10 protein-coding genes, 1 tRNA gene and 1 pseudogene are annotated in these 13,050 nt (G+C 61.9%); 9 read left to right on the forward strand and 3 right to left on the reverse strand.

The annotated features are described in order from the left end of the window. Positions 1-30: 30 nt before the first annotated feature. Positions 31-1,794, forward strand: coding sequence for an Hsp70 family protein (locus Thiofri_RS11440; protein WP_009151533.1), 1,764 nt, complete (start codon positions 31-33; stop codon positions 1,792-1,794). Positions 1,795-2,037: 243 nt separating this feature from the next. Here the strand turns inward: Thiofri_RS11440 and Thiofri_RS11445 are convergent, their stop codons facing one another. Continuing rightward, positions 2,038-4,380 carry a DNA internalization-related competence protein ComEC/Rec2 gene (locus Thiofri_RS11445; protein WP_190275878.1) on the reverse strand — a complete coding sequence of 781 codons (2,343 nt, stop codon included), beginning with the start codon at positions 4,378-4,380 and terminating at the stop codon, positions 2,038-2,040. Positions 4,381-4,491: 111 nt separating this feature from the next. Here Thiofri_RS11445 and Thiofri_RS11450 point away from each other — a divergent pair, with 111 nt between their 5' ends. Next, complete coding sequence (locus tag Thiofri_RS11450) at positions 4,492-5,046, forward strand: DUF2062 domain-containing protein (protein WP_040857700.1); 555 nt, start codon at positions 4,492-4,494, stop codon at positions 5,044-5,046. Here Thiofri_RS11450 and Thiofri_RS11455 read toward each other — a convergent pair. After that, positions 4,992-5,690 carry an ABC transporter ATP-binding protein gene (locus Thiofri_RS11455; protein WP_009151537.1) on the reverse strand — a complete coding sequence of 233 codons (699 nt, stop codon included), beginning with the start codon at positions 5,688-5,690 and terminating at the stop codon, positions 4,992-4,994. The two genes, Thiofri_RS11450 and Thiofri_RS11455, sit on opposite strands and share 55 nt — an antisense overlap. Positions 5,691-5,695: 5 nt before the next feature. Next, on the reverse strand, positions 5,696-6,949 hold the full coding sequence (locus Thiofri_RS11460; protein ID WP_040857702.1) for a lipoprotein-releasing ABC transporter permease subunit: 1,254 nt from the start codon (positions 6,947-6,949) through the stop codon (positions 5,696-5,698). Positions 6,950-7,099: 150 nt separating this feature from the next. On the opposite strand from Thiofri_RS11460, the gene rpsU reads away from it, so the two are divergent. The 7 genes and pseudogenes from rpsU to Thiofri_RS11495 all read left to right on the forward strand — a co-directional run bounded on the left by rpsU (position 7,100) and on the right by Thiofri_RS11495 (position 12,871). Further along, positions 7,100-7,315, forward strand: coding sequence for a 30S ribosomal protein S21 (gene rpsU, locus Thiofri_RS11465; RefSeq protein WP_009151539.1), 216 nt, complete (start codon positions 7,100-7,102; stop codon positions 7,313-7,315). 75 nt (positions 7,316-7,390) lie between these two features. Next, positions 7,391-7,834, forward strand: a complete 444-nt coding sequence (locus tag Thiofri_RS11470) for a GatB/YqeY domain-containing protein (protein WP_009151540.1) — start codon at positions 7,391-7,393, stop codon at positions 7,832-7,834. A gap of 147 nt (positions 7,835-7,981) precedes the next feature. Further along, positions 7,982-9,847, forward strand: coding sequence for a DNA primase (gene dnaG, locus Thiofri_RS11475; protein ID WP_009151541.1), 1,866 nt, complete (start codon positions 7,982-7,984; stop codon positions 9,845-9,847). Positions 9,848-10,177: 330 nt separating this feature from the next. Next, a complete protein-coding gene (gene rpoD, locus Thiofri_RS11480) occupies positions 10,178-11,998 on the forward strand; it encodes an RNA polymerase sigma factor RpoD (RefSeq protein ID WP_009151542.1) in 1,821 nt (606 codons plus the stop codon). Between the two features lie 73 nt (positions 11,999-12,071). Continuing rightward, positions 12,072-12,147, forward strand: a tRNA-Ile gene (locus tag Thiofri_RS11485). A gap of 168 nt (positions 12,148-12,315) precedes the next feature. Continuing rightward, positions 12,316-12,447 (forward strand): annotated as a pseudogene (locus Thiofri_RS11490) (AAA family ATPase); the annotation flags it as partial. 121 nt (positions 12,448-12,568) lie between these two features. Continuing rightward, positions 12,569-12,871: a thermonuclease family protein gene (locus Thiofri_RS11495; protein ID WP_040857706.1), complete on the forward strand. Its 303-nt coding sequence runs from the start codon at positions 12,569-12,571 to the stop codon at positions 12,869-12,871. Positions 12,872-13,050 lie beyond the last annotated feature (179 nt).

Raw genomic sequence — 13,050 nt, forward strand, 5'->3', positions numbered from 1 at the left:
CATTCATCAAAACGCACGGAATCCTAAGCTGTGACTGACATCATCATCGGTATCGATCTGGGTACCACCAACTCGGAAGTGGCCGTGGTGCGCGATGGGCGCCCGGAGATTCTCGCCATCGACGGTGCCAAGCTGCTGCCCTCGGTGGTCGGTTTGGGCGACGACGGCAACCTGCTGGTTGGCCAGGCCGCGCGCAATCAGTACAGTTTGTATCCGGAGCGCACCATCCGCTCGGTCAAGCGGCGCATGGGCGAGGACGTGCATCTGAGCCTGGGCGAGCAGTCCTATCGCCCGCAGGAAATCTCCGCGCTCATCTTAAAGCGCCTCAAGCAAGCCGCCGAGCAGCATCTCGGCGAGTCCGTCGGCAAGGCGGTGATCACGGTTCCGGCCTATTTCTCCGACGCCCAGCGCCAGGCCACCCGCGATGCCGGCGAACTGGCCGGGCTCGAGGTGGTGCGCATCATCAATGAGCCTACCGCCGCAGCGCTCGCCTACGAAGCCGACCATCAGGGCAGCCGCACCATCCTGGTCTACGACCTTGGCGGCGGCACCTTCGACGTGTCGGTGGTGCGCATGACCGCCGACATCACCGAGGTGCTTGCCAGCCATGGCAACAACCAGCTTGGCGGCGACGATTTCGACGCCCGCCTGGTCGAGCATGTGCTGACGCATCTCAAAACCGAGCACAGCATCGCGTCGCTGGAAGACCGCAGCGCGCTAGCCCGCATTCAGCGCGCCTGCGAAGCGGCCAAGATCACCCTCAGTGACTCCCCCTTCGCGCGCATCGAGGAGGAATACCTGCTCGAGCACCAGGGCCAGCCACTTAACCTGTCGCTCGAGATCTCGCGTAGCGACTACGAGGACCTGATCAAGAGCTACATCGACGAAACCCTCGAGGCCGTGCACACCGCGCTCAAGGGCGCTGGCCTGGCGGTGGCCGATCTCGACGAGGTGCTGCTGGTTGGCGGCAGCACGCGCACGCCGCTGATTCAGGAACGCCTGGAACAGATTCTCGGCATGCAGCCGCGCGCCGAGGTCGATCCGGACCTGTGCGTCGCCGCCGGTGCCGCCATCCAGGCCGCTGTGATCAGCGGGCAGACGGTCGCCTCGGTGTTGGTCGATGTCACGCCCTACACCTTCGGCACCAGCGCCTTCGGGGACTTCAATGGCGAGCCCTATCCCTTCGTCTATGTGCCGGTGATCCGCAAGAACACGCCGCTGCCCGTGACCAAGAGTGAAGCCTTCCAGACCATGTACGACAGTCAGACCAAGATCGAGGTGCATGTCTACCAGGGCGAGGACCCGGACGCGCTCAATAACACCGAGATCGGCTCCTTCCACGTCGAGGGGTTGGGCGACGTGCCGGCGGGCAATGTCATCGTCATGACCTTCACGCTCGACTTAAACGGCATTTTGCAGGTGACCGCGAGCGAGAAGCGCACCGGGCTGGAAAAGCAGATCACCATCGACAATGCCACCGCGCGTTTCGAGGAGCAGGAGCTGGAGGCCGCCCGCAACCGCCTCTCGGCCCTGATCGACGGCGAGGCCGAGCGAGTCGACGATGATGCCGCCACTGGCGCGGCCAGCGATACCGCCGCGCGGCGCGAGAATGTCCAAGCCCAGGCGTTGATCGAAAAGGCCGAGCGCTTGATGGAAAGCGCCAATGCCGACGACAAGGAAGATCTGGTCGATATGACCGAAGCCGTGCGCGACGCGCTCGAGGCCAATGACCCGGCGGCCATCGAGCGGACCATGGCGGAGCTCTCCGACCTGGTGTTTTACCTGGAGTCCTGAGCCAGGGGGTAGTATCTATGGATCGTTGCCCCAACTGCCGTGCCCGCTATGATTGCAACCCGAATTGCCGCCGCTGCGGCATGGCGCTTGAGCGACTCGCCGAGGTCGAGGTTGCTGCGGAGCGCAAGCTGCGCGAGGCCGTGGCGGCCCTGGCGGACGGAAACCGGTCGCTCGCGGCCAGGCTGCTGCGCGAGGCGCAGCGGTTGAAATCCCAGCCCTTGGCCGGCGAACTGCTGGGTTTTATCAGGGCGCTGGATGATGGCGCCACAATCGGTCGCGCTGCGCCCGCGCCAGCTCCGGCGGCCCCAGCGGCGGCCGAGCCGGCAGCAGAAAGGAGATGGCGCCAGTGGTAGCCGTGTTCAGCGACGGAATACCAAGATGATCGACCCGCTCCGACACCACCTTGGCCGGAAATCCATAGCGATTGGCGAAACCCGCCGAGTAGATCACCCAGCGCGGATCGACCTGTTGGAGAAAAGCGCGCGCTGAGGAAGTCGTGCTGCCGTGGTGCCCGGCCACCAGCACCTCGGCGCGCAGGGCTTGGCCATAGTCGCGGACCAACTCGGCCTCGATGCGCCTGCCAGCATCACCGCTCAGCAGCAGGCTGGCGCCGCCGGTGGTGATTTTCAGCACGCAGGAGCTGTCGTTGCCTTCCAGTTGCGTCGCAGCACTCGGGTGCAAGATGGCCAGGTCAACGCCGTCCCAGTGCCACTGCTGGCCGGCCTGACAGGGCTCGGCAGTGACGCCGGATGACAGTGCCGACTCCAGCTCGGCCGGCTCTCCGCTCAGCAGCCGTGCGACCGGAATCTCCTCAAGCAGCCCGGACAGCCCGCCGGCATGGTCTTGATCGGCATGGCTGACCACCAGCAGATCGACCTCCCCGATGCCAAGGGCGCGCAGATAGGGCGCAACCACCGCCGAGCCGGTATTGAAGCCGCTGGGGAAGCGCGGCCCCAGATCATAGACCAGGGTGTGTCGCGCGGTGCGCACAGCCACCGCCAGCCCCTGACCGACATCAAGCACCGTGACGGCCGCCGTTCCAGGTGCTGGCGGCAGCGGCCGCACCAGCAGCAACGGCAGAAGATAGATCAATCCCAGCCAACGCCCTGGCAGGCCGCGCGGTGCCAGCAGCAGGGCCACGCCAGCAAAGGCCGCGCCCCAGACCCACAGCGGGCGCTCGCCAAGACCCAAAGTTGCCCAGGGCAGCTCGGCGAGAATGTTGAGGAGTTGGAAACCTTGCTCCAGGAGCGCGCCAACCATCAGCAGCGGCCAGCCCCAGCCGCTGGCCAGGCTGATCAGAGTGGCGAGCAGAATCGCGGGCAGCAGTACCGAGAACAAGGGCACCGCGAGCAGATTGACTGGTGGCGCGATCAAGGACGCGCGCCCGAACAACAGCAGCAGCAAGGGCAATAGCCCCAGCGCCACCGCCCATTGCGCGCGTGTCCAGCCGGCGATGAGCCCCGGCTGCCCCAGCCGACTGCCCAGTGCATAGAGTAGGGCGCCTACAGCGCCGAAAGACAGCCAGAATCCATAGGAGAGAACGGACAGCGGATCGATCAGTAGCACCGCCACTAGGGCGAGACTGATGCCGCTCAGCGGTCGTAGCTGGCGCCGGGCGAGCAAGGCCACCAGCACCACAGCCAGCATGACCAGCGCACGCTGGGTCGAGATGGAAAACCCGGCCAGCGCGCTGTAGCCGAACGCCGCCAGCAGGGCTGCCACGGCGCCGGCGCGCGGCGCCGCCAACCGCAGGGCGAGCGAGCCCAGGCGCGCCCACAGCCAGCGTCCGAGAAAAAACACCGCCGCCGCGATCAGGCCGATGTGCAGCCCCGAGATGGCCAGCAGATGATTGGTGCCGGTGCGCGTGAGCACCTGCCATTCCGGCGGGCCAAGTCCTTCGCGATCACCCAGCACCAGCGCGCGCACCAGGGCTGCGGCGCGAGTCTCGCCCAGCACGGTAATGATGTGCGTGCGCCACTGCTGGCGCAGACGGTTCAGCCAATCGCCGCCAGGGCCGGCATCAAGACGCTGGTTTTGGTCGCTGTCGCGCACATAGCCGGTGGCGCCAATGCCTTGTTGAAACAGCCAACGCTCGTAGTCGAAACCGGCGGGATTCATAAACCCGTGCGGCGGCTTCAGCCGCACCAGCAGGCGCCAGCGCTCGCCCGCTGCCAGTGCCGGAGCACCCTTGTACCAGCTCAGTCGAACCCGTTCGGGCAGGCGAACTGACTGGCCCTGATGGCTGGCCTGTTCGATGTCGAACAGCCAGCGCGCGCGTTCCGGCGTTTGGTCCGGCAGGCCGGCAATCCGACCTTCGATGAGCAGATCTTGGCGCAACAGGGACTCGGAGAAGGGCTGAGTCAGCAGTGGGCTGCTGGCCCAATAGGCGTAACCGAACCCGATGACCACCAGGGCGGCCAGCCGCAGCCAGCGCCAGCCTATAGCCGCCAGCGTCAGCAGCGCACCCATGCCGAGGACCAGCAGACCTGATGGCAGCCGTTGTTGCAGGAAGAAGATCCCAATGCCTGCCGACAAAGCCAAGGCGATGGCTGGCAGACCGCCAGGCACAAGGTCGCCAGCGCTCAAATACCGCGAACCATTGCGGGACTTTGCCGTTATACTCAAATCAGAGGCGAGGCGATGGATGAAGCTGGGGGGAAAACTGGTGCGGTATTTGGGCGGAGTAGGTGCTGACGCATGAAACGCTGGCTGCAACGGCGTCTGCCTGATCCCCGGGTTCTGCTTGAAAACCGGGCCCTTCGAGGTATTGCCCATTTGCTGGGCGAGCCGAGCCTATGGGCGCTGAACCGGCGCTCAGTCGCCGGCGCCTTTGCGCTGGGTTTTTTCATTCTCTACCTGCCGCCTGTGGGTCAAACATTTTGTGCGGCCATAGGCGCGGTCAAGCTGCGCGTTAACCTGCCGATTTCCGTGTTGTTGGTGTGGATCAGCAATCCGCTGACCATTCCACCCATGTTCTACTTTGCCTATATCGTTGGTTGCCTGCTGTTGCTGCGCCCGATCCTGCCTTTTCAATTCAGTTTTTGGATCGACTGGCACAACTGGTTTGGCATTCTCGGCCCCGTGCTACTCGGTAGCCTGGTCTGCGCCACAATCGGCGCCGTAATTGCCTACTGGGTGGTGCAGGGGCTGTGGCGCTGGAACCTCATACAACGGCTCAAGGCACGCCGTCTTGCCCGCTACGGCCGCCCGTCCCCGGCGACCAGCGCACCATCCTCCAGCCGCCAGATCTGATCGGCACGCGCGGCCAGGTCCAGATCATGGGTCACCAGCACCACGCTGGTGCCGATGTCGCGGTTTAACTCCAGAATCAATTCATAAATGTCTGTCGCGGTGCGGCGGTCGAGATTGCCTGTCGGCTCATCCGCCAGTACGCAGTCCGGTCGGGTGACCAGCGCCCGGGCAATGGCGACGCGCTGGCGCTCGCCGCCGGAGAGTTCCGAGGGTTTGTGCTCGAGTCGCGCGGCCAGGCCGACGCGCGTGAGCAGATCGGCCGCCTGGGTGCGCGCATCGGCCGCCTTGGTGCCTCCAATCAGCAAGGGCAGGGCGGCGTTCTCAAGCGCACTCAATTCGCCGAGCAGGTGATGGAACTGATAGATGAACCCAAGCCGTTTGTTGCGCAGCAGGCCGCGCTGGCGCTCAGAGAGCCCAGCGATAGGTTCGCCGGCCCAGCGCACTTCGCCGCCGCTGGGGCGATCAAGACCGCCCAGGCAATGCAGTAGGGTACTTTTGCCCGAGCCCGAAGCGCCTACCACGGCAATGCGCGCGCCGGGGTCGACGCGCAGGTTGAGCCCGCGCAGTACGCTGACCTCCTGCGGGCCTTCGCGGAAGGTTTTGGTCAGGCCGCTGGCTTCGAGAGCAGGGATGGGATTAGTCATGGTGATTATTCGTAGCGCAGGGCTTCGGCCGGGTCGGTGCGCGCGGCGCGCCAGGCGGGGTAGAGGGTGGCGATAATCGACATCGCAAAGGCGCCACCGGCAATGCTCAGCACGTCGCTCAGGCGCACATCCGAGGGCAGGGCGCTGATGTAGTAAATGCTGGGGTCGAGAAAATGCACCCCAAAGGCCTGTTCAATGCTGGCGACAATGGTTTCGACGTTCCACCCGAGCAGCACGCCGCCAATCATGCCGAGCACAGTGCCCACCAGGCCGATGCTGGTGCCTTGCACCATGAAAATGGCCATCACAGTGCCAGGCGAGGCGCCCAGTGTGCGCAGCACGGCGATATCGCCGCGTTTGTCGGTGACCACCATCACCAGCGTGGAGACGATGTTAAAGGCCGCTACCGCCACGATCAGGAACAGAATAATGGTCATCATGCGCTTTTCGGTGCGCAATGCGGCAAAGAAATTGCGATGCATCTGGGTCCAATCGGACACGCGATAGTAGCCGCCGAGCGTGGAGGCGATCTCGCGTGCGATGCGCGGGGCCTGAAACATGTCGGTGATTTTCAGCCGCACGCCCTCGGCGTTATCCTCACCTAAGCGCATTAGCCGGGCGGCATCGCTCATGTGCATGAAGGCCGCGCCGCTGTCATATTCGGCCATGCCCACCTCGAACAGGCCAACGACATTAAAAGCCTTGAGCCGCGGCATCACGCCGACCGGTGTGGCATTCACCTGAGGTGTGACCACTGTAACCTTGTCACCAAGGCCGACGCGGAGCGCATTGGCCAACTCCACGCCAAGAATGATGTTGAACTCACCGGGGATCAGATTCTCAACCCGCCCGGCAATCATATCGGTGCGCAGGTCCGAGACCTGGTCTTCTTCCGCTGGCAGAATGCCGCGCAGGATGGCGGCATTGGTCTGGCCGTTGCTCATCAGCATGGCTTCAATTTCGACAAAGGGCGCCGCGCCTACCACATCGGGCGCGTTGCGCACTTGCGCGAGTAGGTCGCGCCAGTCGGCAAGCCCGCCAGGATCGGCGCTGCTAATGGTGGCGTGCGAGGCCATGCCCAGAATGCGTTCCTGGATTTCCTTGTGGAAGCCGTTCATCACCGACAGCACCACGATGAGCGCCACCATGCCCAGGGTAATGCCCAGCATGGAAATCAGGGAGATGAACGAAATAAAATGGTTACGACGCTTGGCGCGGGTGTAGCGCAGGCCAATAAAAAGCGGCAGTGGGTGAAACATGGGCTGGCGTTGGGAAAATTTAGCAGCGAAGCGGGGCACGAATGCGTTGCTCCCTGGGAGCAGTGCACGTTATCATTGTCGGTTGTTTCCTTCCAAACAGTTTTGCTGCCTAACAGGGTCAGCGCCACCGCCACTGAACGAGATTGTTGCATGCCAAACGTTCGAGTCAAAGAAAACGAGCCTTTCGAGGTCGCTCTGCGCCGCTTCAAGCGCTCCTGCGAGAAAGCCGGCATCCTTGCCGAAGTCCGTCGTCGGGAATTCTACGAAAAGCCCACCTCTGAGCGGAAACGCAAAAAAGCCGCTGCCGTCAAACGTCATCACAAAAAACTCTCGCGCGAGTCGCGCCGCTGGGAGCGTCCTTTCTAGCCAGCGCTCTACATACTCCGCGCCTTCTCAAATTTGCCCGATTAACAAGCCCGACTCACAAATACGCTGGCCACCATGCTGAAGCAACGCTTGCAAGACGACATGAAGGCCGCGCTTAAGGCCGGCCATAAGGAAAGACTTGGGACTATCCGGCTGATCAACGCTGCCATCAAGCAGCGCGAGGTCGACGAGCGGGTTGAGCTTGACGATACCCAGGTGCTCCTGGTGCTTGAGAAAATGCTCAAGCAGCGGCGCGACTCTGTCACCCAGTATCGCGACGCCGGGCGCGAGGATCTGGCCGTCAAGGAAGAGGCCGAAATCCTCATCTGCCAGGAATACCTGCCAGAACCCCTGAGTGATGCCGAGATCGACGCCTGCATCGAGGCCGCCCTGGCTGAGACGGGCGCGACCTCCATGCGCGACATGGGCAAGGTAATGGGACTGGTGAAACCTCAGGTGCAGGGTCGGGCCGACATCGGCCAGGTCAGCGCCAGGGTCAAGCAGCGCCTCAATACTTGACCTGCTTGCCTGAGCAGGCAGCCTAACGTTCATGGTCCCGACCACCCAGGGTAATGAATCCGTGTGATTCACAGTAAGGGACGGGAGCTCTGAGCGCGGCGCTTAAGGGTCGCAGACTTTTCCAAATTATCTGCTAGCTTTATGTCCATGGCCGGCAGAATCTCGCCCGAACTCAAGGAGCAAATTCTCGCGCGCACCGACATCCTTGAGATTGTCGGCGCGCGGGTGCCCCTGCGTCTGGCCGGTCAGCTCTACAAGGCGTGCTGTCCTTTCCATCAGGAAAAGACGCCGTCTTTTATCGTCACCCCGGCGCGTCAGACCTATCATTGTTTCGGCTGCGGTGTGCACGGTGATGCCATTGGCTTCCTGATGGAATATGATCGCCTGAGCTTCCCTGAGGCGATCAAAGAGCTGGCCACCCGCGCGGGCATTGTGCTGCCCGATACCGGGGCAGTTGGCGACTCCCAGGCACCAGAGCTGGATATCAGCCCTCTCTATCAGGTGCTCGAAGAGGCTGCCGACTTATACCGACACCAACTGCGCGACGATGCCCGTGCCGTCGCCTATCTGAAAGGGCGTGGCCTCACCGGCGAGGTGGCGGCTGAATTCGGCCTCGGATTCGCGCCAGCAGGTTGGGACTTTCTGCTGAGCCGTCTCGGTACCGATGCCTCTCGGGAGCAGGCGCTGATCGATGCCGGTCTGGTTATCGAGCGAGAAAAAGACTCAAAGACAAGACGTTATGACCGATTTCGCAACCGGATTATGTTTCCGATTCGCGATCATCGCGGTCGTATTATCGCCTTTGGCGGGCGAGTGCTCGATCAATCCGAGCCGAAATACCTGAACTCGCCCGAAACCCCCGTGTTCCACAAAGGCCGGGGGCTCTATGGTCTGTTCGAGGCCCGCCAGCGCCAACGCCAACTTAGGCGAGTGCTGATCGTCGAAGGCTACATGGACGTGATTGCGTTGACCCAATTCGGCCTGCCCTATGCGGTGGCCACCCTGGGCACCGCCACGACGCCGGAACAACTCCAGCGGCTCAAGCGCCAAAGCGAAGAGCTGGTGTTCTGTTTCGACGGGGACAAAGCCGGTCGGGCCGCAGCCGGCAAAGCGCTGCGCGTGAGTTTGCCTTATGCGGCCGAGCGACTGACAGTGCGCTTTCTGCTGCTGCCGGCTGGTCATGATCCCGACTCGCTGCTGCGCGCGGAAGGACTGGCAGCGTTCGAGCGGCGCCTGGAGCGGGCACGGCTGCTGTCGGATTTTCTGTTCGACGAGCTGCGCGAGCGCTTCGATCTGCGCTCGGCCGAGGGGCTTGCGCAGTGCGATGCCCAGGCCCGCGAGCTGATCGGCTTGGCGCCCGAGGGCACCTATCGACAACTGCTGCTGCGGCAGCTCGGGGAGCTCATCGGCGTTCAGCAGCCAGAAATTCTTTCCGAGCCGGCAAGAGCGCCGGCGTCGTGGCAAGCGCAACCGTTATCGACCGGACCAATGGCCGCGGGCTCGCGCAACGGGCCGTTCCAAATACCCTATGCTGGCCAGCCACGCGCGCGCGCGCCTTATCGCGTCCCCATGCGCACCCGCCTGACGGCTGGGCGCCTGGCCACCGCGCTCCTGCTGCAACAACCGCGCTTGGCCTTGGCGGCGCGTGCTATTGCCGATCATTGGACCGAACTTGCCGAGGAAGATACCAGCTTGCTTGGCGAACTGCTTGCACATGCCGATGCCGACCCTGATATCTCTCCGGAGATGCTAAGGGACTATGTCAGTAGTAGCCCGCATGCCCCAGTGGTAGCGGAACTTGCCGACCCCAGCCTGACTCAACATATCCCTGATGAGGGCATTGAGCCCGAGTTTGTTGGCGCCTTGACGGCGCTCTGCCGCCAGGCCGAGCGCGAGCAGCGGTATCGGTTACTTAGCAGCGGCGAGCTTGCCCCCCTCGCGGTCGAAGGCAGGAACTTGCTGGCGGCGAAGCCGGGAGCTGAGATTGGCGAAGTCTCGAAGCAAGGCAGCTGATTTGCCGCCCAGAAAACAGGGTTCTATGCTATAATTGTGAGTTTGCCATTGTCCGCGTCAAATTGAGCATTCACCGTTACTTGAGCCTATAAACAATTGTTTTTATAGCTTTATAAGCGGAATCCTTGCATTCGCGTGGGTGAGCTATGAGAGCCTTGCCGCCAGACGGCCGCTTCCATCCTCCGGGGTCGGTGGGAGCATGAGCCTGACCGTGAAACAAGGGTTTCATCCTCCAGGGTGGCCAGGACTATGAGCCTGACCGTGAAACAAGGGTTTCATCCTCCAGGGTGGCCAGGACTATGAGCGTTAGCCAGATTCAATAGGTACTTTATGGACCAGGAACAGCACCAGGCGTCGCAGTTGAAACAGTTGATCGCAAAGGGCAAGGATCAGGGCTTCCTGACCTACACCGAGGTCAACGACCATCTGCCGGACGGCATCGTCGAGCCCGAGCAGATCGAAGACATCGTGCGCATGATTAACGACATGGGCATTACAGTCCATGAGACGGCGCCCTCTGAGGTCGACCAACTCAGCGATTCCGCTGTCGCCGATGACGAGGCCGCTGAGGCTGCTGCGGCCGCACTCGCCTCAGTCGACAGCGAATTTGGCCGCACCACTGATCCAGTACGCATGTACATGCGTGAAATGGGCACGGTCGAACTGCTCACGCGCGAGGGCGAGTTGCGCATCGCCAAGCGCATTGAGGAAGGTCTCAACCAGGTTCTGCAAGCGCTATCACTGTACCCGAAAACCGTCGGAATGTTGCTCGAACTCATCGAACAGGCCGAGCGCGAAGAAATCCGCATCACCGACGTGATTTCCGGCTTCGACGACGGCAGCGACGAAATCGCCCAACCGATCAATAAGGGAGCGGCCAAGGAAGTCAACGGCGACGCTGAAAGCAGCGAAGAAGAGGCCGAAGTGATCGATACCGGCCCTGATCCGGAAGAATTTGCCCAGCGCGCTAAAGCTCTACGCGATAGCTATGAGCGCCTGATCCTCTGCCTGCACGACTACGGTCGCGACGATGATCGCACCCGTTACGCTGGCGAGCGGGTCTCAGAGGAATTCCTTGGCTTCAAACTGGTTGCCGGTGTTTTCAACGACCTGATCCGCGTTCTGCGCCAGACCATCGAGCGCATCCGCGCCCAGGAGCGTCACATCATGGGGCTGTGCATCGATGGGGCCAGGATGCCGCGCAAGGTCTTTATCGATTCCTTCCCCGATAACGAGACCAATGCCGGCTGGCTCGATCAACACCTCGCCTCCAGCGCCAAATACGCCGGACGGCTTGGCGAGTACGCCGAGGAAGTCCGTCGCGCTCAGCGTCGCCTGATGGAGCTCGAAGAAGAAAACGTCCTCAGCATCAGCGAAATCAAGGAAATCAACCGCAAGATGTCCATTGGTGAGGCCAAGGCCCGTCGCGCCAAAAAGGAAATGGTCGAGGCCAACCTGCGTCTGGTGATTTCCATTGCCAAGAAATACACCAATCGCGGCTTGCAGTTTCTGGACCTGATTCAGGAAGGCAATATCGGCTTGATGAAAGCGGTGGATAAGTTTGAATACCGCCGTGGCTACAAATTCTCCACCTATGCCACTTGGTGGATTCGCCAGGCCATTACTCGTTCCATTGCCGACCAGGCGCGCACCATCCGCATTCCGGTGCACATGATCGAGACAATCAACAAGCTCAATCGCATCTCCCGGCAGATGGTGCAGGAAATGGGGCGCGAAGCTACCCCAGAGGAGCTGGCCGAGCGGATGGAAATGCCCGAGGACAAAGTGCGTAAGGTGCTCAAGATCGCCAAGGAACCCATCTCCATGGAAACCCCAATCGGCGACGATGAAGACTCCCATCTCGGCGACTTCATTGAGGACTCCACCGTCATCTCCCCGGTCGACTCCGCCACGGCCGAGGGTCTGCGCGAGGCCACCCAGAACATGCTCGCTAGCCTTACCTCGCGCGAGGCCAAGGTCCTGCGCATGCGTTTCGGCATCGACATGAACACCGACCACACCCTTGAGGAAGTTGGCAAGCAATTCGACGTCACGCGCGAACGCATTCGCCAGATCGAAGCCAAAGCCCTGCGCAAGCTACGCCACCCAACCCGCTCGGACAAACTGCGCAGCTTCATTGACTCCGAGTAATATCCATGCCCGTGCTATCAGTCGATCTCGCCAACTGATGGCACGGAAATCCACCTAACGCTAATTAAAAAACGGGCCGTTAGCTCAGCGGTTAGAGCAGGGGACTCATAATCCCTTGGTCCGGGGTTCAAATCCCTGACGGCCCACCAATCAAATCAAGTAGTTAGTCTGTTTTTTGGGAACTTTTTCGGGGCTTTCCCAAAACGTTTCCCAAAAAAACCGGCTCACCGAGTTGGGTTGATCGTGGTTGGCAGGCGATCATAGATGGCGAGCAAAATCTGGCGCATCTTTTCGCCGGTGTCGATTCCAAGCGCACGGTGCTACTCCTCGACGAGGTCGACAGCTTTCTGGCGGATCGGCGCCAGGCCCAGCGTCAATGGGAGCGCACCCTGGTCAACGAACTGCTGCAACAGATGGAGCGCTACCCCGGCATCCTGATCGCAGCCACCAACCTGATGAGCGGCGTGGATGGCGCTGCGCTGCGCCGGTTCGACTTCAAGCTCCAGTTCAAAGCGCTCAAGCCTGAGCAACGGGTGAAGCTGTTTGCACGCGAGGCACTGGGTGATGCCAATGCCCCAGTGCCTGAGTGTCATCGCCAATCTGGAAATCACGCCCGCCACCCTGTCGCTGGTTGCGAAAGATCGCGACCGCTACGGCAGAATTGTGGGCGAAGTCTTCGACGGCCCGACCAGCATCAACCTCGCCATGGTCGAAGCAGGGAAAGCCGCCGTCTATCCTGACTACTGCAAAAACCCCCGCTACTACGCCACCGAACGCAGCGCCCGCGCCGGCCACCAGTCCCACCAGCCATGGTCTGACCGCACACTAATCTCGCCGCCCTGGAAGCAAAGAAGGATCCCTGCGCAAGTCTAGCCAAAACTCGCAAACTACAGCGAAATCGGCTAACTCACGCCGTTCGGGCAACGAAAAAAACACTCGCAGTAATAAACCGCAGTGTATTAAGCTTGCACGGGAAGCGAACGCAGCTCGCTGCTCGACGTTTTCCCAGCCGGGAGTCACGAATCCCAAGCCATTCGCTTGCGCCTTAATAC

The sequence above is a fragment of the Thiorhodovibrio frisius genome (genome assembly GCF_033954835.1).
GTDB classification, from domain to species: Bacteria; Pseudomonadota; Gammaproteobacteria; order Chromatiales; family Chromatiaceae; genus Thiorhodovibrio; species Thiorhodovibrio frisius.